Genomic DNA, 22,026 nt, shown 5'->3' on the forward strand with positions numbered 1-22,026 from the left:
AGAGGTCCTGACCATGAAGTTTGCAAGCCACGTCGAGGAGATCGACATCTCCGGGATAAGAAAGAGCTTCGAGGGGGCGGGGCCGGGAGCGATCAACCTCGGCCTCGGCCAGCCCGACTTCGACACCCCCGACCACATCAAGCAGGCTGCGATCGAGGCGATCGAGGAGGGGTTCACGGGCTACACCATGAACCTCGGCATCCCTGAGCTCCGGGCCGCCCTATCCGAGAAGCTAAGGCTAGAGAACGGCCTCGATTACGCGCCGGCGGAGATCATGGTGACGAGCGGAGCCAGCGAGGCGCTCTTTCTCGCCATCGCCTCCGTCGTCGAGGAGGGGGACGAGGTCCTGATGGGCGACCCCGGCTTCGTCTCCTACGCCGCCCTCACCCGGGTCTCCCAGGGAAGGCCCGTCTCCGTCCCCATGGACGAGCGGTTTCACCTCACCGCCGAGGCGGTCGCCGAGAGGGTGACGCCGAGGACGAGGGCCCTCATCGTCAACTCCCCCAACAACCCCACCGGCTCCGTCCAGACGAGGGAGGAGCTCCGGGCCCTGGCGGAGCTGGCCGAGGACCACGGCTTCGCGCTCATATCCGACGAGGTCTACGAGCAGTTCATCTACGAGGGGGAGCACGCGAGCCCCGCCCTCTACTCCGAGAACGTCATCACCATCAACGCCGTCTCCAAGACCTACGCCATGACCGGCTGGAGGCTCGGCTACCTGGCGGCTCGGGGCGAAGCCCTGGAGAATATGCTCAAGGTCCACCAGTACGTCCAGGCCTGCGCCTCCTCCATCAGCCAGAGGGCGGCTCTAGCCGCCGTCAGCGGCCCCCAGGACTGCGTCCGGATGATGAGGGAGGAGTTCCGGCGGAGGAGGGACGTCCTGGTGGAGGGGCTCCGGCGGATGGGGGCCGAGATGGATGTGCCCGCCGGCGCCTTCTACGCCTTCCCGAAGGTGGGAGACGGCGACGCCGTCTCTGCGAGGCTGATCAAGGCAGGGGTCGTCGCGGTTCCGGGATCTGCCTTCGGATCGGCGGCAAGAGACCACATCCGGATCTCCTATGCCGCCTCCATGGCCGATATAAGGACGGCCCTGGAGAGGATGAGAGAAATTCTTTAAATAGGAGCTGCAGTATTCGTCCGGAAGGTGACGAGATGAAAGAGCAGGTGGAGGCTAGAGAGCTGAAAGAGGGAAGGTACGTTATCATCGACGACGAGCCGTGCGTCATCAAGAGCATAGCCAAGTCCAAGCCCGGAAAGCACGGCGCCGCCAAGGCTAGGGTCGACGCCGTCGGGATCTTCGACGGCCAGAAGAGGTCCACCGTCCAGCCGGTGACGGCCAAGGTCTACGTCCCCATCGTCGAGAGGAAGTCGGGGCAGGTCCTGACGATCGGGGAGAGCTCTGCCCAGCTGATGGACCTCGGGGACTACAGCACCATCGACGTTCCCATCACCGAGGAGGACCGGGAGAAGCTGGAGGAGGGGAAGGAAGTCCCCTACCTGCTCGTCATGGGCAGGACGAAGATGGACATCCGTTAACCTCGATGTTCAACAGGTCCAATTTTGCGGACGCCGACGCCGACCCGGAGGTGGCGGATTTCATCATCGTAGGGGCTCCCTTCGATGCCACCACCTGCTTTAGGTCCGGGACCCGCGAAGGCCCCGAAGCCGTCCGGCGGGCATCTTACAACTTCGAGACTTACATTCACCGTTACTCCATCGATTTTAACGACCTCCTGGTCGCCGACCTCGGGGACCTCTACCTGGGGGCGGACCCCGCCGACGCCATGGAGACGATCCGGGAGTCCTTCGGCTTCATCCCCGAGGGGGCGACGCCGATCTTCATCGGCGGAGAGCACTCCATTACGCCGTCGATCGTCGCCGAGGTGGCCCGGAGGCGCGGCGAGATCGGCGTCGTCGTCCTCGACGCCCACCTCGACCTCCGGGACGAGTACGGCGGGACGAGGTACAGCCACGCCTGCGCCAGCCGCCGGATCCTGGAGGTGGAGGGGGTAGCAGGCTACGCCTCCATCGGGATTCGGTCCGGCGACCTGAAGGAGTACCTCTACGCCGAGGAGCGGGGCGTCAGCTACCATTCCAGCGACGAGGTCCGGGAGCGGGGGATCGAGGCGGTCCTGGAGGAGGCCCTGGAGGAGGTGGGCTGCGACGAGATCTACCTCTCCATCGACTTCGACGCCATCGATCCCGCCTTCGCTCCGGGGGTCGGGACCCCCGAGCCCTTCGGCCTCTCCTCCTGGGACGTTCGGCACATTGTCGAGAAGGTGGCGCCGAAGGCCGTAGGCCTGGATGCAAACGAGATCGCCCCCCAGTACGACGGGGGGCAGACCGCCTCCCTGGGCGCGAAGTTGATCCGGGAGTTCATCGCCTCAAAGGCGGCGGCTAGCCGGTAGCTTTTCGAGGCTGGGACGATCAGTAAATTAAGACCGCCAGCTCTGAGACCTGGGAGATCTTCTCAAAATCTCGATCCCGGGATATCAGCCTCTCCGCACCGTTTGTTATAGCGATGCCCGCAATCAAAACGTCCAGGGCGTTCACGGGGGTCCCCTGGCCCAGGAGCTGGCCCATAATAGCGCCAGCCTTTTCGGCAGCCCTCATTTCGAAGTCCAATACGTCGATGCCGGAGAAAAATCGCCTGAAGAACTGCTCCTCCCTCTCAGATCTTCTGTGGCTGATCCCGGCGAAGATCTCGTAGCAGCTTATCATGGTGGTGGCCGCGTCCTCGCCGACGAATTTTCTGATCTCTTCAGATCCTCTGAAGAGGTCGATGAGGGCGCTGGTGTCGAGGACGATCATACCCTCGACCTCGATAGCTCTCTGATCTTCCTCGCGTCCTCTTCAAGTCCCCTCAGCAGCTCCTCGTCCTCGATGGCGCCGAAGTAATCTGCGAGGTTGAACTTCTACCGCCTCATCAGCCTGTCGATGACGTCGCTGAAGCTCTCTCCCTCTCTCTTTTCGCGCTTCAGCATCTCGTAGGTCTCTTCCCTTATCGAAAGGGTCCTGGTCCCCATGCATCTGTGTATGTATGCATAGAGATATATTAGCTTCGCCCTCCAGGGCTCAGAGGGTCGAATCCCTCTATAACCCCCTCTCTTGCGAGGAGGCTCGGGATATATTCCCCGGGCCGTCGGCCTCGAGGTCCGGAGAGATGGCGGTACTGGGAGCGGTAGTTCATCGCCGCCGAGGCGGCGGCTAGCCGACAATCATCCATAGGGTTAATCCCCGGGGGCTGAAAGGGATCCGCATCCCTGAGCGGATCCTGAGGGGCCTTCATCGGCCTTCTCTCCACATGGCCCGGAGGCCGCCTCTCATCGGATCCAAAAAATTTATCTCGTTGGGGGTTGAAGCTCGATCTGGGGAGAGGCCTGACCAGCCATCTTCGAGGCCTCCCGCCAGTTTTGCCGTCCAGAAGATTTCAGAGGTGAAATCCGATGAGAATAGAGGTCATGGTCAAACCGGTGCTGCTGCTCGTCCTCATGACCGCAGCTTCTCTAAATGTTGATGGAGCGCCGACCCTCCCCAGCGGCATGGAAAATCCCCTGGTATTGAGATATCCGGAGCTGGCCACCGCTCCAGCGCCATCCTGGCTGACGGAGGGGACGAGGGCCACCTACTCCGTCATCGCCAGCACTCCCGAATCCGAGTACAGCGAGAAGATCGAGTGGACCACTGGATCTACAGGGCACGGTTTATCTCAGGTGGACGTCGTGGCCCTGGAGGACGGGGTAGCGGCGACCAACACCAAACCCTACGCCCCGTACCTCCAGGGGGGGATGAGAAAGCTCGTCGGCTTTGGGTCGGTCGTCCCCCAGGGCTGCGGCGACTTCTGGGCCAGCCCCGAAGTGTTGAACGGGATCCCTGAAGAGGCCGGCGATAGGATGACGGTCCAGCGCCTCCCGGTGACCGTCGGGGGGGAGGAGTATCAGGCGATCAGGTTCGATTACCGGAATGAAGGGCTGGAGATGGCCCTCGTCTACGACCTGGAATCGGGGCTGATGCTCTACCACACGATGGACTATACGTCCCTCGGGATGGATGCGGGCGTAGTGACCAGTTCCCGAAGCACCCACGCCATCTATGAGCTGAAGAACCTCCGGAAGGTGAACATACCCTGGGCGGATGGAAGCCTCCCCTCATGGCTGGAGGCAGGGCAAGTCTACTATTATCAGGGCCAGTCTCAGAGCCAGATTCAAGGAGCTGCTCCTGTGGCATCCCCTCTGGCGGTCAAGATGTCTATGGGGTCAGTTCACCATCGATTTGCTGAGGCGAGGGAGGATACCATCTACCAAGACCAAGCGCCCTATGTCAAGACCGTCTACGGAGTTTCTCAGCTGATGGGGGGCTTCATACCACCAGAGGCGAGCTCCCTCGGCACCGGCATAGTTGACACCGATCCCGACACCGGGATGAGGGTGGCAGTGATCCAGAACGATGCGAGCGGGATCGCCCTGGAGATGACAAACCAGGTCGACTTCCGAGAGGTCGTAACCTACGACAGTAGTGGCCAGCTCCTTTCGATCTATCAGGAGTACAACCCCGACGTCATCACCTCCAGCGGCTTCACTTCGGTGAGGGTGGTCTACTTACAGCTGGTGGGGTGAGGGGAAAAAAGAGATCTAAACGCGGCCTCTCTTTGGCGGATTGGACCCCCGGATCATCCGGTAGTCCTCTCCAAGCCAAGACCGCGAGTTCGGATGCTCAAGCGAGATCGCGCCATCTCAAGGCGGCAAGCCTTGGGCTGATGAAGGTTGCCGACAAGGGCTCGCCGAAGAGGCGGATCACTCCTCCCCAAAGTAGTCCAGATCGACCCTCTTGACCCTGTAGGTGGCGACGTCGGCGACGCCGATGTCATGATCGATCATGAACTGGGCGAGCTGCTCTCCATCGATCAGGACTATCTTAGGCTGCTGGATCCCCTTGACGTAATCGTTCGCCTCTTTTGTGAACTGAGACGTCGTGATGAAGACACCCTTCCCTGCCCGGTTTCCCATCAGGCTTCCGGCGAAGGCCTGGACCGCGGGCCTTCCAACCGTCCCCTCCCACCTCTTGGCCTGGATGTAGACGGCGTCGAGGCCGAGCTTATCCTCCTTGATGATCCCGTCGATCCCGCCGTCGCCGCTCCTGCCGACGGCTTCCCCGGCATCTCTTCGGGATCCGCCGTAGCCCATCGCCACCAGCAGGTCCACCACGAGCCTCTCGAAGAACTCAGGAGAGCATCCCATTATCCGATCGAGAAGGTCCTGGGCCAGATCCCTCCTCAGGTTCTGGTAGCCGGCCTCCAGGATCTCCTCGGGGGTTCTCGTCTTCTCAGTGACATCATCGTTGAGATCGATGTCGTCATCTTTGGAGGATCTACGATGAAATTCCTGAAACTCTGGAAACTGCTCAAGAGACTTGACGTTGATCTCAGCCGGGTCGGATCTCAGGATCGAGAGACCTCGATCGTTTATCCGGAACTTGCCCCTCCCCGTGCTCTCCAAAAGTCCAGCCTTCTTCATGTACGTCCTGGCCCAACCCACCCGGTTGGCTAGCTTCGCCTGCCTTCCGCTGGGGAGGAGCTCGCGCCTCTCTTCGTCGGTCAGCTCAAACTGATCTGCCAGGCTCTCTATCACCTCGTGAAGGCTGTGCTCTTCACCATCTCCCAAGACCCTCAAGAGGGGGAGCATCAATCTTTGAAAATCTGGAACCGCCATCTCTGCCGACCTCGCAGCCTTCCCTATCTCAGTCCGGATAATTAAGTTCTGTGCCAGAGGAGGCCCCCAGCCTCTCGATCCTCCCCCGGAGCTCCTCCTCAAACCCCTCCACCTCCTCATCTTCGAGCCGGACATCCCGGACGCCCCCGTCCTTGAGGTAGAAGAGCCGCGCCCCCAGCATAGGCCGGAATATCTCCCGGGCGAGGTAGAGGTAGAACTTCATCTGAAACTCGTAGGCGGGAGCGTGGGCGGAGGAGTCGGCGAACTTGAAGTCGACGATATGCCACCCCTCTCTCGTCTTCACCAGCTTATCGACCCTCCCGACGAGGGTGTGCCCCCCGAAGGGGCGGAGGATCTGGTACTCCGTCCTCGTCTTTTCGGCGGCCTCGATCTCCCTCACGAGGCGGTGGCCCTTCAGCCCGTCGAGGACGGTCCAGACCTCCCGAAGCTCGTCCTCGGTGAACCTTCCGGCCAGGAGGTGGGGGGGGCGGCGGGGCCGCTCCGCCGATCCGAGGGCTTCGAGGGTCTGGCCGCCGACGCCGAGGCTCTCCAGAATCTGGTGGGCGAGCCTCCCCAGGTCCTTCGGCTCCAGGGGCTCCTCCTCATCGGCGAGGTCCGCCTCCCCGGTCTCCATCTCCACCTCCAGCTTCACCTCCAGCTCTGCCGCCTCAGGCTTGCGAGCGGGGGCCGGCCCGGCCGGAAGGGCTGGTGCTCCTCCGGATCGACGAGGCGGGTCGGAGAGATCCGGAGGCTCCCGTCCTCGACCTCCATCGGATCGATGAGGGTGAGGTCCGGGAGGATGGCAGACCCCTCGCCCCCGGGGGCGGGGCCGTCCTCCCCGGGCTCCAGATCCGCCGCCCTGACGACCTCGAGGACCCCCAAGAAGGCGGGGGTGACCTCCGGGTTTCCGTCCTCTCCGGAGACGATGGATGCGAGGAGGTCCCGCCAGGGCCTCGCCCCCCGCCTCTTGGGGCCAGATAGGGTGATCGCCAACAGGTCCCTCGCCCGGGTGGCGGCGACGTAGAGGCTCCTCTCCTCCTCTTCGGCCTCCCGCCTCCTCTCCTCCTCCGCCATCTCGGAGAGGAACGTCCCCTCCCCGGCCTTCTCTTCCGGGAGGAGGGAGAAGATGGGCCCACTCCCGCCGTCGCCCCCCCTCCTCAGGAGGAAGGGAGGCGGGGTCGCCGGATCGCTCCAGGAGGTCTCAGCGACGATGACGATCGGAAACTCAAGCCCCTTCGCCTTGTGGACGGTCATCACCTTCACCGCGTCCGTCTCCTCGCCCTCGACGGAGGCGGGCTCCACGTCCTCGAGCCCGGAGCCGTCGAGCCTTTCGATCACCTCCCGAAGGGAGAGCCCCGCCCCGTCCAGGGCCTTCGAGGAGTCCATCAGCTTCCGGAGGTTTGCGGTCCTCCTCCTCAGGGGGTCGGCGAGGGCGAGGTGGGCCTCGTAATCGAGGAGCTCTGCCGCCTCCTCCAGGATGGCGGAGGGGGTCAGGAGTTCTTTACGATCTGCGAAATTTTCCAGAACCTCCCTCAGCCGCCCGACCCGCCTCGCCCTCTCGGGGGAGAGATCTCCCTCCTCGATCCCGCCGAGGGCGTCGAAGAGGGGGGCCCCGGGGCTGCCGGTGGGTGGGGAGCGGGGGCGGCCTTCTGGATCCGTCTCCCCCTCCCCGGCGATGGCCTTCGCCTTCGCCCTCGCCTTCAGCCGGGCCAGGTCCTGGAGGTCGAGGCCGACGGCCGGGGAGAGGAGGGCGGCCGTCATGGCGAGGTCGTCGGCCGGGTCTGCCAGGACTTTGAGGATCGAGACGAGCCCCCGGACCTCGGGGAGGTCGAAGAAACCAGCCTCCCCGACGACGTAGCAGGGGATCCCCATCTCCCTCAGGGCCTTGGCGTACCGGTCCCCCGTCCCGCCCCGAAGCTTCCTCAGGAGGAGGGCGAAGTCTCTGTATCTGACCTTCCGCCTCTCCGGGACGAGGTTCACGCCGCCGGATCCGTCCTCCTTCCTATCCAGAAAGTCGAACTCCCTGCCCACCATCCTCCTTATGAAGAGGGCGGCGGCCTTCCCCTCGTCCTCGGGGTGGAAGAGGATCCTCGCCCGGGGGAGGTCGCCGGTCTTTCCCGCCACCGGCAGGGGAATAACAGGGCTGTACTCCGGACCGCCGGAGATGCCGGCTCCATCGAAGATCCCGGCGAAGAGGCGGTTGGCGAAGTCGAGGACCCCCGGGTGGGACCGATAGTTCGTTGAGAGCTCCAGGACGGTTCCGGACCCCGCCTCCACCTCCCGCCTCGCCTCGGCGAAGACCTCCACCTCCGCCCCCCGGAACCTGTATATCGACTGCTTCGCGTCGCCGACGTAGACGACGCGCGTCTTTCTCCCTCGGAGGAGGTCGACGATCTCCTTCTGGAGGTGGTCGGTGTCCTGGAACTCGTCGACGATGATGTACCGGAACTGGCCGGAGAGCCGCGCCCTCAGGGCGGGGCTATCCAGGAGGAGATCCCGGAGGGCGAGGAGGACTCCGAGAAAGTCCGTCTGGCCGAGCCGATCCATCTCCCGGCGGCGGGCTCCGTCGAAGCGGCGGAAGAGCTCCAGGAAGGCCCGGTTCGCCTCAGCGAGGGAGGCGGCGCTGGCCGGGTCTTCGACGAGGGGGAGGCCCCCCTCGACGGCCCCCGCCGGCCTTGCGGCGATGACCTTCCCCCTCCCATCGACGCCGACGGCGAGGGCTCCGAGGAGGTCGTCGAGGCCCGCGACCCTCAGGATCGGCTCCGCCAGGGCCTCGTTCTCCCAGACCGTCCGGAGGGCCACCCTCCGGACGAGGGCCGAAGAGCCGGCGGCGGCCTCCACCCGGAGGCCGGGATCGATCCCGGCGAGGGCCCCGTTCTCCGCCAGGATCCGGCCGGCGAAGGAGTCGATCGTCCCGATCCAGGCGAAGGGGATGGAATAGAGGAGGCCCGTCCACCGGGGATCTGTCTTCTCCCGGATCCCCTCGACGATCCTCCTCTTCATCTCCCCCGCCGCCTTCCTGGTGAAGGTTATCGCCGCCACCTCCCCGACGGAGATCTCCTCCCCCGCCTGGAAGGCCTCCTCGAAGATCTCGAGGTACCTCTTGGATATGGTGTAGGTCTTCCCCGTCCCGGCGCTCGCCGATATGAATAGGTCGCCCTTCATCGGGACCCCTCCCCCGCCATCCAGGCGGCGATGGCGCAGGGCTCCACCTCGAAGGGGCACCCCCAGCACCCTCCCGTCGACCCCTCCACCTCGGCAGCCCGCCGAAACTCTCTCCCCTGGAAGATCCCGTCCAGGGCCTCTCGGAGCTCCCCGTCCACCTCGGCGAAGGTGGGGTCTGGCTTCGACCTCTGCCGGACCATCCTTCCCTCCCCGGCATGGACCTCCAGGACCCGGGAGATCCCCGGCCTCCGGACGATCCGGAATAGGGCCCTCATCGATCCGGGCCGGGCTGGGACCTCGGGGAGGCCGAGGGCGAGGAGGGCGAGGGAGTAGAGCTGGAGCTGCTCCCACTCGGCGCCGGAGGTGGAGGACTTGTAGTCGGAGAGGACGACTTCGATCTCGCCCTTCTTCCCGGGGGCGCCGAGGTCGATCCGGTCGATCCTCCCCCGGAAGGTGAGGTCCCCGTAACTCTCGGCGGAGCGGGGGAGGAGCTCTCCCATCCTCGATAGCTCGAGGCTGAAGGGGACCTCCGCCATCCGGCGTCGGCCGACGGCGGCCCTGACCGGATCCTCCGCCTCGAATCTGAGATAGCCGAGGAGGTCGGAGGCGACGGCGCTGACGATCCTCCGGCGGACCGCCTCCATCCTCCTGACCTTCTCGTCGGCGAGGAACCTCGCTGCCGTCCTCTCCACCTCCCCGCGGACCAGGTCCTCTCCTCCCCCCTCCCGAAGGTCGGCGCCGGGAGGGGCCTCCCCCCCGACGGCCCTGAGGACGGCGTGGTAGGCGGTCCCCCTCTCCAGGGGGGTGAGCTCGAGGCTTCCGGGGGCCGGCTCCTCGATCCCCAGGGCGCGGGTGAGGAAGAACCGGAAGGGACAGCTCCGATAGTCCCGGAGCTTCGAGTAGCTGAAGCTCCTCACCACCAGGGTCGAGGAGACCCCGGGGTCCTCGATCCTCCACTGGAAGGGGGGCTCCCCGGCCCGGAGGCGGAGGGGATCGACCTCTCCAAGGAGATCCGCCGGGACCTCCAGGCGGCCGCCCCCCGCGATGGCTCGGGCGTACTCCACCCTCAGGTGGCGCCGGCTCAGGATCGTCGGCGATTTCGATGGCTCCTCCTCCGCCTCGGCGGCGGGAGAAACCCCTGCCATCCTCTCCAGCCAGAGGGAGGGGACGAGGGGCGCCCCCTCCCGGGAGGCCCTCGGATAGGTGACGACGGTCCGGGAGGAGGAGGCGATCGCCTTCCGGAGCCAGTACCGCTCGATCCGGTCGTTTCTCAGGTGGAGGTTTCTCTCTCCCCTCCCGGAGGAGAGGTCGTTCAGCCCGTAGAGGGGGTTTGCCGATCGGCTGGGGAAGAGGCCGTCGTTGAACCCCGCCACGAACTTCACCCGTCGGTACCTTTTCGAGGAGAGGGCGGGGGAGAGGATCTCGACGGCCCCGGATCGGGCGGATCCGGCCCAGGCCGGGACCCCGAGGGCCGCCACCAGGATGGAGAGGAGCCGGTCGAGGGGGAGGTCGGCCCGGCCGAGGGCCTCCAGGGTCAGGGCGGTCCTCGTCACCGCCTCCTCAAACCCATCGAGGGCAGGCACATCTCCATCGGAGTCGGAGAGCCTCGGCCGGAGAAGCTCGATCAGCCGCCCCAGCTCGGAGGCGACCGCAGCGAGGCCGGAGCCGTCGATCGCCGCCTCCATCGACGCGAGGCGGTCGAAGAGCTCCTCGGATCGGCTCATGACGAGGGCGCAAGACTCGGCCCGCCGGGCCGCCGCCGCCACCTCGCTTTCCAGAACCGTCTCGTCGGCGGCGAGGACCCGCTCCATCTCCCGGAGGGCGGACTGGTGCTCCGCCAGGGCGGCGATCCAGCTCCGGCGGGCCGAGGCGAGGTCGCCCGCCGGCAGGAGGAGGAGGCCGGCGGCGGAGGCGAGGGCCTCCAGCTCCCGGGGTGAGGTGGGGAGGGAGCCGTCGAGGAGGGTGAGGATCAGCTCGGGGGGGTATCCCGAGGCCGCCGCCCTGAAGGGGAGGAGGAGAACCTGTACCGTCTTCTTCTCCAGGAGGCTCTCCCCGGCGAGGAGCCTCGCCGGAACTCCGGCGTCCTGAAGGGCCCGGAGGATCTCGCGCCCCCGGGTGGCGGGGTCGGCGACGACGATCGATATATCCTCGGGGCGGAGCCCCTCGGAGATCAGCCTCTTCGCCTCCCGGCATAGGGCGAAGGTCTCCGCCTCCGGGTCGGGGTGGCTTTCGACGGAGACGAGGCCCCGGAGGTCGGAGGCCGGGTGGGGCGGTCCATCCAGGAGGAAGGAGTCGAGGCCCTTCGATAGGGGCTCGTCCCGGGGGCGGCATTCGATCTCCTCGAACCCCCCTTCGGCCAGAAGGGCGAGGAACTCCTCCAGCCCTCCCCGGCTCCAGAGGGCGGGGTCGAGGGTGATCGTCGCCTCCTCGAAGAGGGGCAGAAGGCGAAGGAGAAACCCCATCTCCGCCCCCGGAAGGTCGGCTATGCCGTCGGCGAAGAGGCGGGTCCCGTACCTATTCCGGAGTTCCTCCATAGCGCCGGCCGGATCGAATCCGCGGTAGGCGTCGGCCAGGTCGAAGACCCCCCGTCCCCGGACCCGTTCGACCCCCCTCCGGACCGCCCTCGCGAGATTTAGCGCCTCCTCGGAGGCGAGGAGGTCGGCGATCTCGGCCTCGCCCCGGATGGCGAGGTCCCAGGCCGCCTCGGCGGCGGAGCGGGCGAAGGTGGCCGAAGATCGGAGGGGGGAGAAGACCCCCAGCTCATCGGCGGGGAGGTCGGAGAAGGCGTCGGCGGCGAGGAGGTTCACCACGCTCCTGCTGAGGAGCACCTCGCCGGGGTGGGCGAGCCGGTGGAGGTCTTCGGCTACCTTCGAGAGGGTGACGAAGTTTCCGGCGGGGACGGGCCCCTTCAGCGCCCGGGCGAACCTCTCGGCGAAGCTCTCCGCCTCCTCCGGGGTTGGGGCGATGAAGGTGTAGGAGGTGGGGTCCTCCCGGTGGGCCTCCGCCATCGCCGCCATCAGCCTCTCCGTCTTCCCCGAGAGGGCGGGGCCCCGCAGGATCTGCCTCCTCAACTCTCTCCTCCTCCTTCTCCTCTTCCTCCGGGAGATCTGCCGCCGTCGTATATCCCGTTTGCTGAATCTCGCCCGAAGGGCGGAGATGACCAGACCGGTGGAGGAAGGGCTTATGACCCCGGGGCTCGATGGGGTCGGCTATGGCGAGCCCTGAGGATAAGGCGAGGGCGGCGGCGAAGATCCGCCCCCGGTCCCTGGAGGAGGCGAGGGGAGCGGTGGAGGCGCGAGGCCTCCTCTTCTTGAGGCGGCTCGACCGGCTCGAGGCGGGCCTCGCGAGGGTCGGGACGGGCCGGGAGGCCGAGAGGTTCGGCAGGGCGACGGCGATGTTCCTCCTCGACTCGCTGCCGCTGAGGCCGGAGGCCTGCCCCTTCTGCGTCCAAAACGCGGGCGCGAACCGCTGCGGGTCTTGCGGCTACGCCGAGACCCACGGCGGGGAGTGCGACGCCGAGACCAGCGCCTTCGGCCAGCTGATCGAGGCGGTCGTCGACCTAGCCGGAGAGATCCACGAGATCCGTGATAATCCCTCCACCGGAGCCGTCGATCCCGAGGAAGCTAAAAAGGAGCTGGAGGCTTCCATCGCCCGGTCGAGGGAGGCGGCGGAGCGGCTCCTGGCCGAGATCGCCGGGGCCGACGTCTCCGGGCTGATGGAGGCGAAGAGGGCCTACATCGGGGCTATCCTGGAGGCCCTCCCCGCAGGGATCATCGGATCGCCCCAGGTCGATCGGGCCATCGAAGCCGTCCGGGCGAAGCTGGTGCGGTACTGGTAATAGGCGATCCCCAAAAAGATATAAATCAAACCTCAGTCAAGATAGAGAGAGGGTGTTTTCATGGACATAAAAGAGACCTTGCGCCGGTATCCCTGCATCGTAATCTTCAGCCTCTTTCTGCTGATCATGCTGATAGTGGTAATATACACCAAGTGACAGGATGGGCATCCTTTTCTCCTATCTCTTTCATAGCGTCTTCATCGGAGTGCCCGCGTCTGCGGTCATGCCAAAGGTCGATCCGGGGGTCCGAATAAAACCCGGCGGATGCAGCCCCGACGACCTCTCGATGATGATATACAGGACACTCGTGGAGACGGCGGAGGACAGAAGCGTTTTTTATTGTCCTTCGCCTCCATCGATCAGATAATCCGGTTTCTGCCGTCAGGAGATCGAGGAAAAAGATAGATCGAATCAGACCTGATGGCCTCAAGGATTGAGTCAAGACGGGGATGTCTCGGCCAATTCTGCCTGGATCAGAGGCGATGCAGCAGACAATGATAATTCCAGTCTCTCCCGTTCCTCCAAAGACGACGGCCCGGCCTTTGCAGAGAGAGCTCATCCTAAGGAAAAAGGGAGCTTGCGCCATCGGCGCAGCCCGTTTGCTTATTCTGTTGTATGCTCTCTCTCTGCGTGTGATTTCATACGTTATGCTTTACGAAGGAAGTAGCTGGATCCGCTTGCATTGTGTCTCTCTCCCTTCTTGTAGCATGGACCGGTGGTCGATCCGCTGGGACGATGGAGCACCTGACACTTATCGCACCAGCGCCATGGAATCGGATCGTCCGTTATAGAGGGGTCCATTCCAATGGCGTACTTTAAGTGTTCCCCAATGTGCTCATTTCCGTCACGACACTTCCCTGCCTTTTCCTTGTCTCCAGCAAAGAATAGGCTGCGGCACTTCGTGCACCTGCGCCATCCCTGTTGACCGGGAGCATCCGGGGAATCATAGACCAAGACATAACGTTCTCCACTCGCCTCTTCATGGGGGCCATCATCCACAGGACAATGGTTATAACGGGGGTTAGTATTGCTGAATAGCCCATGGCACTTGGTGCATCGTCGCCAGCTTTGCTGGAGCTTGATTACAGGCACTTTTGCGACATAAGGCACGAAGTTCCCCTTTCCGGTCCCGAATTCGGAAGACACGACCGTTAAGGTGATCTCTGTCAAATCTTGAGGGATGGATGGTTTAAAAGATGCCATGCCCTGGCCATCTGTCAGTCTGGACTCCAGGACCACGGGCTCCTGCGAAGAATTGGTCCACCCACCCATCAGAGTCACTCTCTGCAGAGCCATGGGCGAGTCTTTATTCAATACGCAGACCTCAAAGGGTCCGTCATACGGTAGCTCCAGATAGTCCGGGCGGACGACCTGATATTTTTTTGGCACCTTCGTCCAGACGCGCATCTCCGGATCTCCGTACAGTATCCGCTCGTAGACCGACCATAAATCTCGATCTGGCCAGCTCTGGTCTCCTGCCGCAGGTCCCAATCGTCCATTGCGATATAGGCTCCTCCAGAAGGCTTTATGCCGGGCATCATTTCCAAAGCCCATGCGAGTATTGCCGATATAGGCCACTGCACCACCACCTGGATGCAGGACCAGCTTCTCTCCCAGAGATTGATTTCTGTTCTCGGGCGTATGGACATCATTGATATAAGCGTCCGGCTCGGCTGTGTGACATGAGCTATAAGCTACCGCGATGAAGTATTCATTGTGATTCTTAAAATCATCGCGGGCCCCGTGCCCTTCATCGCACCAGACCATAGCGCACCTGCTTGGGTTACCGTGACTCTGCAGGATGGCTAGATGACACCCCCTGTCGAGAGCTGCACGGATGTTCTCCACCTTCAGTGGCTGAGCGGGCGGCAAGCTCGCAGTCCCCCAAACCTCCTTATAGTCCGAGTAGTATCGCTGGTAGTCGTCGAATTCTCCGAAAAGTCCCGAGAGGCAATTGCGCATGCCCTCTGCCTGCCTGGTCCAGGTATCACCACGGGGATAGCCATAGAACCAAATTATTCTCTTGGGAGCAACTTTGAGGGCCGATCCCGTCAGCTTTACATATTCGGTGGGAGTGCTGGAGGAACCCCAATAGTACTTTCGCCCCATACCAACCCTCCGCTCTACGAAACGCCAGCTCAAGAATCCTGTAATTGGGACCGATGACCCATCGTCATAGATGCAGCTGATATCTGTCCCGAACTCTCTATCGGCCTCGAAGAATCTCGCAACTACGTGGAAATTGGATTCTTTCCACAAATCTCTCAGCACTTGAAACAGTTTTTCTTGGAGGTGGATCAGAACAAAGTCATCCTGCACCGAATAGATGAATTTTCCGCTATCTGGTGTTTCCCTAATCCGGTCTGGGTCCTGCCAGAGATTGTTCGTAGTATCCTCTTCGAGGTCTACTGCCATAATCACCCGCTTCAGGTAGGTGGGATCGACGACTTCAGGGACTTCGTTATCTCCAACTGGTGTCTGAAGACGTTCATACGTCAAGACTCTATCGACAAAGGAGCGAGCGTCTTCACCTGTCCTTACGGGAGCGCGCCCCACCCAGATGTCGGGGATGCTGGGATCGGAGCTGTCGACAGGAGTCTCTTCGCCGTGTTCGCCGGTTTCATCGTCCACCCAACGGTACTGGCCATAATAGCCATTATCGAATAGATCGAAGTCGTGTTTATCGGACGGCTCCGAGTCCATACAGGCGTAGTAGAGATCAGAGGGAATCAGCCTATCCTTCTCAAGTATCCAATAAAAATCATCGTTTATGTCTGACTCAGGTCCCTCAACTATGAGGTTACATACCGGTGTGTCCTTGGGTGTCTCAGAGTAACCCTTTTCGGAATTATATGGTTCAGGCTCCCCCTTTAAATCCTGATTGTTGTCCTCGTATAGCGGACGATAATCCCTCTTTGTGAAGTACCACCCAAGTTCACCATTGCCGATCTCCCTTCTATTTTCCTTGAATTTTATCACTTTTCCCCGGGAGCTGCATAGCTTCGTCAGGGAGTTAACGGTGAAAAATCTGCACTCGTGACAGAGGCGAGCTTTTTTGGGATTTCCAACCAAGACGCGTCCTCTTGGTGGTGGATTTGTTCTTGAAGCTTCTATGTCCTCCCCATAATCACAAAAATCCCAGCCAGGATATTTTCCTTTGCAGGTTGCATAACCGAGCAATTTTCTCATGGGGACTATTTCGAGGGAGCCTCCGAGCAGCAGATATTCAAGGCCCCAGTTATTATGAGCCCATTTGATGAAGTTGCGGATAACCTCCTGAAGATCCCGAGCAGGATTTGCAGAGTTGGCATGTGCAAAATCTCCATAATCTCCTGCGAGGATGGACTCAACGGTCACAACTCGTGTGCGCATGCCGCGTGATGTCTTCCATTCCGCCAGCCGCTCGAAGTGCTCTACTGGCCCGGGTCCATTAACATTTAAAGCCTTCTTTCGAGGGTCATTTTTTTCGGGGGCACCGTTCCCGTCTGTGCCCTTCTCAGGCCATGTAGAATTATCGGTGATGATGACATAGGGTATGCTTGGAAGATCGACCACTTCCTTAACGCCAGACCCAACATCTTTGGCCATGAAGACGTGATCCCTATCCAGAACAGACTGGATCCGCTGCAATCTGCGCTGTCTGAACGTGCGATCAGCCGCAAGTGCCTTCTCAGCAGGTCGGGCCTCCTGTAAATCATAGTGAACAGTGTAGCGCAGGTTCGGGTGGAATATGAAGTTGCGCTTGACGGGATCGAACTGGACGGGCCGGACGAGCATCCTGAGGATCTGAACAGACTCTTTCTGTCTGATCGATAACCGGACGACCATATCTGCTGGGTACGGCTTCGTCTGCTTCAGATAGCTGGGATAGACCTGCATGAGGGAAACACTCCCGGGGAAGATGGGTTCTGGGTCTATCCGGTCTCCCCAGTCCTGCTTTGGTGCCCTGACCGGTAGTGGATTAACCTCCGCCGGCAGACGTATCGATCTGCCCGGCTGAACCTCCACCTTGAGGACCTTTGCTCCAAGAGGCAGGACGATGTATTGGATCTTCTCTGGCAGCGAAGGCGCTCCTATCAGCCCTCCGTTATCCCATCCAGGCAGGCGCGGGATGTCGAGCATATCCACCTTCTCCATCTTCAGATCGCTCTGTAAGAGATTTACCCCCGCCTCGACAATGCCGTCAGGGCCGGAGGGAGAGAGCTGGCCGAGCTTTTCGCGAGGTATCTCTAGCTCGATATGCTCTTCATCTTTCGCACCCCACTGCATCTTCTCTTTGGTATCCATCAGGAAACGAAAAGGTGGCGTGAAGATGCGGAGGAATATCTCAGGACGGGCCTCAAACAGGTCTGGAGCTGCGTCTTTCTGATAAACCATTTTAAAACTACCATCGGAATCAGTTATAGTCGTTTTAAGGGACTTGTCATATCTTCTGCCTCTATCATAGGATCGGACAATTAATCCACTGATGCCGAGATGGCTTTCAAGCTCGCGTATGCGTCCAGATATAGTATATTGCATATATACACTCCAGCCAATTTTTTACTTTAGTTATAGTTCATGATATATATCTATTTCTGTCAAAGTGGAAAACTAGTACAAGAAAATATATTATTATGTATATGTAATATCATCGATCGAATCAACGAACTTTATAGTTGGAATTTATAGCAGAAATTTATATTGTATATGGATTAATAGTACTTCTTTACTGACGAAGTGCTGCTACATAATGATCTGATCTCGTTTAATCAATTCATCCCTTAATAAAATATTCCGTATTATCTGTATAATATCTTTCAACAAAAATTTATCATCCCCCTCCTGAAGCTATCGATTATTCCTGGTGATTTGAGGCTTTTAAGGATGCCTGAACTCTATCAAACAGCTGGACCCGCTCGAAGCAGGTCTGGAGGAAAATAATCGGCCGGTCGAGGGAGGCGGCGGAGCGGCTCCTGGCCGAGATCGGCGGGGCCGACGTCTCCGGTCTGATGGAGGCGAAGAGGGCCTACATCGGGGCGATCCTGGAGGCCCTCCCCGCAGGGATCATCGGATCTCGAAAGGTCGACCGGCGGATCGAAATGGTCGCATTGAGGCTGGAGGGGTACTGGTGAAGGCCCCCGAAAAGATATAAATCGGGAAAAGGCGGAATATATAGAAGGTGTTTTCATGGACATAAGAGAGACCTTGCGCCGGTATCCCTGCATCGCCATCTTCAGCCTCTTTCTGCTGATCATGCTGATCGTGGTATTCTACACCAGGTGAGGGGACGGGGGCTCTTCCCCCTACCTCTGAAACCACCTTCGTACCCTTTTTCAGCCATCGTTCGATCCTCCAATTTGATGATCTCTACCGCATCCGACCCCCCAGATCTCCGGGCCTCAAGCCCCCCTCAGGATGATATTTAAGCCTTGAAGTCCTATTGATCCTCATGGAATGCAGCGAGCCCTGCCGGGAGTTCTGTCGGTGGATAGAGACCCTCCCCCACCACAGGAAGTACGTCCTCAGGAAGGAGGAGTACCCGGCCCTTCCCAACTGCTTCAAGGAGACGCTCCTAGGGGAGGCGGTGCCGGGGTCGGTCCGGCAGCTCCGGGGGCCGGCGGGGTCCCACGTCCACGAGTTCCCGGATCGGTGGGTCCTCCACCGGGACATCGCCGACGCCGAGGCCGACCCCCTGGGCCACCTCCTCAGCGACGCCCCCGAGTACCTCGTCTCGGCGATCGCGGGGCTAGCCACCGCCCTCCTCGCCAAACAGAAGAGGGACGGGAGGAACGCCCTCCTCGCCGGATGGTCGATGACCGCCTTCCTCCTCCTCCTGGGGAAGATGGGAAAGACGATCGGCGAGGACGACTCCGAGAAGGAGGCCCAGGCGCCCCGCCTCAAGTCAGGGTTTTGAGGCGGCGGAGGAGCGGGTCCGGATCTTGAGCTCTCCCCCCCCTGAGGGGGGCATTTTCGATGGTTTAAAGGTTTAGGGGTGGATTCGACGATGGTGGAGGTGGCAGGCCATTTCGCTTACTTCTTCTACGCTCTCGCCTCGGTCTTCATCATAGTAAACCCCGTAGAGGCGACGATGGTCTTCATCTCCCTCACCCCGGAGGCCTCCGCCGGGGAGAGGGCGAGGATCTCTTTGCGGGCGGCAGCGGTCGCCTACGTCATCGCCCTCCTCTTCGCCCTCTCGGGGGACCACGTCCTCCGCTTCTTCGGGGCGACCGTCGACTCCCTCCGGGTCGCCGGAGGGATCCTCCTCTTCATCATGGCCATCGAGATGCTGAAGGCGAAGCCCCGGAGGAAGGTGACGGAGGCGGAGCTGGCCGACGCCAGCGACCGGGAGGACGTCTCGGTCTTCCCCCTGGCGACCCCCCTCCTGACCGGCCCCGGGGCGATCACCACCGTCATCGTCCTGATGGGGACGGCTTCAGGCCCCGCCGAGAAGGGGGCGGTCCTCCTGGCCATCACCGCCACCTTCGCCGCCACCTACCTCATCCTCCGGTCCTCGGAGTACGTCGACCGGATCCTGGGGCTGACGGGGATCATGGTGATGACGAGGATCATGGGCCTCCTCCTGGGGGCGATCGCCGTCAACTTCGTCGCCTTCGGAGCCTGGAACATCTACGCCGGGATGGCGGGGCTCTCCTGAGGGCTCCCGCCCCGAAAGGCTGGGATACGTCGGCGAGGATCCTCATCTCTTCGGCCAGCTCAGGGCGGTCCGATGGCTCTTGCCACCAGATCGACGAGGTCGATCACCTCGACCTCGGCTCCGACCCCGGCCCCGGCGTCGGAGAGGTTTCTGATGCAGAGGGGGCAGCAGGAGACGATGGCATCGACGCCAGCCGGCACGTCCTGGAGCCTACGCTTTGCGATCTCCAGGGACAGCTCCGGATAGCCGGCCCGGACCCCGCCCCCGCCGCCGCAGCACCGGGCATCCTCCCGGCTCCTCTTCATCTCCACGAGGCGGCAGATGGCCTTTATCACCTCTCGCGGGGGGTCGAAGATGCCGGCGTGCCTTCCCAGGTGGCAGGGGTCGTGGTAGGTGACGGTCAGGTCGAGCCGCCTTGGTCTGAGGACCGAGAGCCGCTCGGCGAGGAACTCGGGGACGCTCACCACCTCAAACTCGGGAGGGTAGGAGCTCTTGAGGGTCGAGAGGCAGCCGGCGCATCCGGTGACGACGGTCTTCGCTTTCATCTCCCGGATCTGGCGGAGGTTCTCGTCGATGACCTTCAACGCCGAGGAGCCGGTCCTGATGAGGGGAGAGCCGCAGCACTTTTCGTCCGGGAGGAGGGCGACGCCGAACCTCCGGAGGATATCGAAGGTCTTGGCCGCCACCACCGGGTAGCGGTAGGAGTCGAGGCAGCCGACGAAGTAGACGGCCTCGGCCTTCTCTTTTATGGCGCCGGCGTCCGAGAGCCAGGCGAGCCTCTCGCCGACCTCGCCGAAGGTGTTGCCGCTCCCCGCGACCTTCGTTCTGAACCCGGCCTGGGCCTCGGTCATGATCCCCTGGGAGACGAGCCCCCTCCTCGCCGCCTGGACGATCGCGGGGGGGTTAGCCCCCGCGGGGCATTTGGCGGCGCAGATCCCGCAGGTGGTGCAGGTGTTGAGGCTGTCGAGGACGGAGGCGTCGGGGGCGAGCCCTTCGCCGAGGGCTTTAGCCACCATGACCCGGCCCCGGGTGTTCTTTGACTCCCAGCCGAGGACCTCGAAGGCGGGGCAGACCGACCGGCAGGTGCCGCACCGGACGCAGACCTCCAGGGCCCGTTGGTCTATCTTCGCCTCCTGCTGGTCCTGGGTCAACTCGTTCCCCCCGGAGTCCCGTCCGCCCCCGTGCTACACCCACTTCCCCCTACCTCGGCCGGGCCGTCGTCGAGGCCGAGCTTTCCGGGGTTCATGATCCCTCGCGGGTCCAGCGCCTTCTTTATCGCCCTCATCACCGAGAGGGCGCCGGAGCCCACTTGTTCCATCATGTAACCCGACCGGGCGGCGCCGATCCCGTGCTCGGAGCTGACCGTCCCCCCGAGGCGGATCGCCGCCCGGTGGATGGCGTCGGCCGCCCCGGCGAGCCTCGCCCACTCCCCCTCGTCCAAGACGTCGATGAAGAGGGCGACGTGGAGGTTTCCGTCGCCGATGTGGCCGTACTTCATCGCCGGGATCCCGAACCGGTCTGAGATCTCCGCCACCTCCCTTATCAGCGCCGGGATCTCCTTGATGGGGACGCCGACGTCTTCCCCGACGTAGATCCGGCTCTTCGCGGGGTCGAGGCGGGAGATGGCCGCCCCCACGAGGCGGCGGGCGGCCCAGATCTCCTCCATCTCCCCGGACCCGGCAACGACGGCCACCGAAGCGGCCGCAGCGGCCCCGGAAGAGGCGGAACAGAGGGCGGCGATCTCCGCCGCCGCCTCGGCCGCGGCCCCCTCGGAGCCGTCCACCTCGAAGAGGAGGACGTCGCCGTCGGGCAGTTTGAGGGAGGGGTCGCAGCGCCGCAGGACCGCCACCGTCATCCTGTCGAGGATCTCGCAGGCGGAGGGGACGATCCCGGCGGCGAAGGTGGCGGCGACGGCCCGGCCCGCCTCCTCTGCCGAATTGAAGGAGGCGATGACGAGCCTGCGGGCCTTGGGCAGGGGCGCGACCCGCAGGACCGCCTGGGTGATGACCCCCAGGGTCCCCTCCGAGCCGATGAATAGGCGGGTCAGATCGTAGCCCGCCGCCGCCTTGAGGGTCCGCGAGCCCGTCCTGACGACGGAGCCGTCGGCGAGGACGACCTCCAGGTCGAGGACGTAGTTACGGGTCGTCCCGTACTTGACGGACCTCATCCCGGAGCCGTTGTTGGCGATGAGGCCGCCGAGGGTGCAGAAGGCTGCCGAGCCGGGGTCCGGCGGGAAAAAAAACCCATGGGGCTTCAGCGTCTCGTTGAGCCGGGCCTGGACGACCCCCGGCTCGACGACGACGGCCAGATTCGCCAGATCCATCTCGACGATCCGGTTCATCCCCGAGAGGTCGAGGACGATCCCGCCCCGGACCGGCACCGCCCCGCCGGCGAGGCCCGTCCCCGCGCCCCTGGCCGTCACCGCAACGCCTTCGGCGGCGGCCAGGCCGACGACGTCGGAGACCTCCGCGGTGGAGAGGGGGCGGACTACGTAGTCCGGGGTCCCCCTCACCTGGGAGGCGTCGGAGGAGTAGCAGAGCCTCTCGGCGGGGGCGGCGGAGGCCCTCTCGCCGACGATATCGCGGAGCTTCTCGATGATATCCATGGGAGACCTCATAATCGGGAGAATTGCGGCGCCGAAGGGCGGGCGGAGTCGGAGGAGGAATTCCGTCGGGGGG

General features: G+C 62.8%; 17 protein-coding genes. 8 read left to right on the plus strand and 9 right to left on the minus strand.

Annotated features, from left to right (window positions below; genetic code table 11):
* The first annotated feature begins 13 nt into the window (after positions 1–13).
* The 3 genes from MHAR_RS03595 to speB are packed head-to-tail and all read left to right on the plus strand — an operon-like array spanning position 14 to position 2,408.
* Entirely contained in the window at positions 14–1,117 is a 1,104-nt protein-coding gene (locus MHAR_RS03595; protein WP_014586259.1) for a pyridoxal phosphate-dependent aminotransferase, read from the plus strand.
* Positions 1,118–1,152: 35 nt separating this feature from the next.
* Complete coding sequence (locus MHAR_RS03600) at positions 1,153–1,536, plus strand: translation initiation factor IF-5A (protein ID WP_014586260.1); 384 nt, start codon at positions 1,153–1,155, stop codon at positions 1,534–1,536.
* Between the two features lie 5 nt (positions 1,537–1,541).
* Positions 1,542–2,408 carry an agmatinase gene (gene speB, locus MHAR_RS03605; protein ID WP_014586261.1) on the plus strand — a complete coding sequence of 289 codons (867 nt, stop codon included), beginning with the start codon at positions 1,542–1,544 and terminating at the stop codon, positions 2,406–2,408.
* Positions 2,409–2,427: 19 nt separating this feature from the next.
* Here the strand turns inward: speB and MHAR_RS03610 are convergent, their stop codons facing one another.
* Together MHAR_RS03610 and MHAR_RS13220 are read right to left on the minus strand one after the other, a co-directional pair.
* Positions 2,428–2,811, minus strand: coding sequence for a type II toxin-antitoxin system VapC family toxin (locus tag MHAR_RS03610; protein ID WP_014586262.1), 384 nt, complete (start codon positions 2,809–2,811; stop codon positions 2,428–2,430).
* A gap of 104 nt (positions 2,812–2,915) precedes the next feature.
* Positions 2,916–3,026 carry an antitoxin VapB family protein gene (locus MHAR_RS13220; RefSeq protein ID WP_143763264.1) on the minus strand — a complete coding sequence of 37 codons (111 nt, stop codon included), beginning with the start codon at positions 3,024–3,026 and terminating at the stop codon, positions 2,916–2,918.
* Positions 3,027–3,446: 420 nt separating this feature from the next.
* Between MHAR_RS13220 and MHAR_RS03620 the strand changes: the two genes are divergently transcribed.
* Positions 3,447–4,616 (plus strand): hypothetical protein, encoded by a 1,170-nt coding sequence (locus tag MHAR_RS03620; protein ID WP_014586263.1) that lies wholly within the window; start codon positions 3,447–3,449, stop codon positions 4,614–4,616.
* Positions 4,617–4,793: 177 nt separating this feature from the next.
* Here the strand turns inward: MHAR_RS03620 and MHAR_RS03625 are convergent, their stop codons facing one another.
* Genes MHAR_RS03625 through MHAR_RS03640 form a run of 4 tightly spaced genes read right to left on the minus strand, consistent with a single transcriptional unit; the run spans position 4,794 to position 11,944 of the window.
* On the minus strand, positions 4,794–5,708 hold the full coding sequence (locus MHAR_RS03625) for a restriction endonuclease (protein ID WP_014586264.1): 915 nt from the start codon (positions 5,706–5,708) through the stop codon (positions 4,794–4,796).
* A 28-nt stretch (positions 5,709–5,736) separates the two neighbouring features.
* Positions 5,737–6,360 carry a PD-(D/E)XK nuclease family protein gene (locus MHAR_RS03630; protein ID WP_014586265.1) on the minus strand — a complete coding sequence of 208 codons (624 nt, stop codon included), beginning with the start codon at positions 6,358–6,360 and terminating at the stop codon, positions 5,737–5,739.
* Positions 6,357–8,873 carry a UvrD-helicase domain-containing protein gene (locus MHAR_RS03635; RefSeq protein WP_014586266.1) on the minus strand — a complete coding sequence of 839 codons (2,517 nt, stop codon included), beginning with the start codon at positions 8,871–8,873 and terminating at the stop codon, positions 6,357–6,359. The genes MHAR_RS03630 and MHAR_RS03635 overlap by 4 nt, the downstream gene beginning before the upstream one ends.
* Positions 8,870–11,944, minus strand: coding sequence for a PD-(D/E)XK nuclease family protein (locus tag MHAR_RS03640; protein ID WP_143763265.1), 3,075 nt, complete (start codon positions 11,942–11,944; stop codon positions 8,870–8,872). Before MHAR_RS03640 ends, MHAR_RS03635 begins: the two co-directional genes overlap by 4 nt.
* A gap of 140 nt (positions 11,945–12,084) precedes the next feature.
* Here MHAR_RS03640 and MHAR_RS03650 point away from each other — a divergent pair, with 140 nt between their 5' ends.
* Positions 12,085–12,711 (plus strand): hypothetical protein, encoded by a 627-nt coding sequence (locus MHAR_RS03650; RefSeq protein WP_014586268.1) that lies wholly within the window; start codon positions 12,085–12,087, stop codon positions 12,709–12,711.
* Positions 12,712–13,356: 645 nt separating this feature from the next.
* Here the strand turns inward: MHAR_RS03650 and MHAR_RS03655 are convergent.
* On the minus strand, positions 13,357–17,088 hold the full coding sequence (locus tag MHAR_RS03655) for a C25 family cysteine peptidase (RefSeq protein ID WP_048144324.1): 3,732 nt from the start codon (positions 17,086–17,088) through the stop codon (positions 13,357–13,359).
* Positions 17,089–17,702: 614 nt separating this feature from the next.
* Here MHAR_RS03655 and MHAR_RS14040 point away from each other — a divergent pair.
* The 3 genes from MHAR_RS14040 (at position 17,703) to MHAR_RS03665 (ending at position 19,348) form a co-directional block, all read left to right on the plus strand.
* A complete protein-coding gene (locus tag MHAR_RS14040) occupies positions 17,703–17,825 on the plus strand; it encodes a hypothetical protein (protein ID WP_266335541.1) in 123 nt (40 codons plus the stop codon).
* Between the two features lie 317 nt (positions 17,826–18,142).
* A complete protein-coding gene (locus MHAR_RS03660) occupies positions 18,143–18,607 on the plus strand; it encodes a hypothetical protein (protein ID WP_143763266.1) in 465 nt (154 codons plus the stop codon).
* Between the two features lie 78 nt (positions 18,608–18,685).
* Complete coding sequence (locus MHAR_RS03665) at positions 18,686–19,348, plus strand: MarC family protein (protein WP_014586271.1); 663 nt, start codon at positions 18,686–18,688, stop codon at positions 19,346–19,348.
* Positions 19,349–19,407: 59 nt separating this feature from the next.
* On the opposite strand, the gene MHAR_RS03670 is transcribed toward MHAR_RS03665, so the two are convergent.
* Both MHAR_RS03670 and MHAR_RS03675 read right to left on the minus strand, forming a co-directional pair.
* Positions 19,408–20,499 carry a (Fe-S)-binding protein gene (locus MHAR_RS03670; protein WP_014586272.1) on the minus strand — a complete coding sequence of 364 codons (1,092 nt, stop codon included), beginning with the start codon at positions 20,497–20,499 and terminating at the stop codon, positions 19,408–19,410.
* Positions 20,496–21,953 (minus strand): FAD-binding oxidoreductase, encoded by a 1,458-nt coding sequence (locus tag MHAR_RS03675; RefSeq protein ID WP_014586273.1) that lies wholly within the window; start codon positions 21,951–21,953, stop codon positions 20,496–20,498. Before MHAR_RS03675 ends, MHAR_RS03670 begins: the two co-directional genes overlap by 4 nt.
* Positions 21,954–22,026 lie beyond the last annotated feature (73 nt).

Source organism: Methanothrix harundinacea 6Ac (genome assembly GCF_000235565.1).
Taxonomy (GTDB): Archaea; Halobacteriota; Methanosarcinia; order Methanotrichales; family Methanotrichaceae; genus Methanocrinis; species Methanocrinis harundinaceus.

Coding starts and splice junctions, on each gene's coding strand:
- MHAR_RS03595 (WP_014586259.1), top strand. CDS start 14: ATGAAGTTTGCAAGCCACGTCGAGGAGATCGACATCTCCGGGATAAGA.
- MHAR_RS03600 (WP_014586260.1), top strand. CDS start 1,153: ATGAAAGAGCAGGTGGAGGCTAGAGAGCTGAAAGAGGGAAGGTACGTT.
- speB (WP_014586261.1), top strand. CDS start 1,542: ATGTTCAACAGGTCCAATTTTGCGGACGCCGACGCCGACCCGGAGGTG.
- MHAR_RS03610 (WP_014586262.1), bottom strand. CDS start 2,811: ATGATCGTCCTCGACACCAGCGCCCTCATCGACCTCTTCAGAGGATCT.
- MHAR_RS13220 (WP_143763264.1), bottom strand. CDS start 3,026: ATGGGGACCAGGACCCTTTCGATAAGGGAAGAGACCTACGAGATGCTG.
- MHAR_RS03620 (WP_014586263.1), top strand. CDS start 3,447: ATGAGAATAGAGGTCATGGTCAAACCGGTGCTGCTGCTCGTCCTCATG.
- MHAR_RS03625 (WP_014586264.1), bottom strand. CDS start 5,708: ATGGCGGTTCCAGATTTTCAAAGATTGATGCTCCCCCTCTTGAGGGTC.
- MHAR_RS03635 (WP_014586266.1), bottom strand. CDS start 8,873: ATGAAGGGCGACCTATTCATATCGGCGAGCGCCGGGACGGGGAAGACC.
- MHAR_RS03650 (WP_014586268.1), top strand. CDS start 12,085: ATGGCGAGCCCTGAGGATAAGGCGAGGGCGGCGGCGAAGATCCGCCCC.
- MHAR_RS03655 (WP_048144324.1), bottom strand. CDS start 17,088: ATGGTTTATCAGAAAGACGCAGCTCCAGACCTGTTTGAGGCCCGTCCT.
- MHAR_RS14040 (WP_266335541.1), top strand. CDS start 17,703: ATGGAGGCGAAGAGGGCCTACATCGGGGCGATCCTGGAGGCCCTCCCC.
- MHAR_RS03660 (WP_143763266.1), top strand. CDS start 18,143: ATGGAATGCAGCGAGCCCTGCCGGGAGTTCTGTCGGTGGATAGAGACC.
- MHAR_RS03675 (WP_014586273.1), bottom strand. CDS start 21,953: ATGGATATCATCGAGAAGCTCCGCGATATCGTCGGCGAGAGGGCCTCC.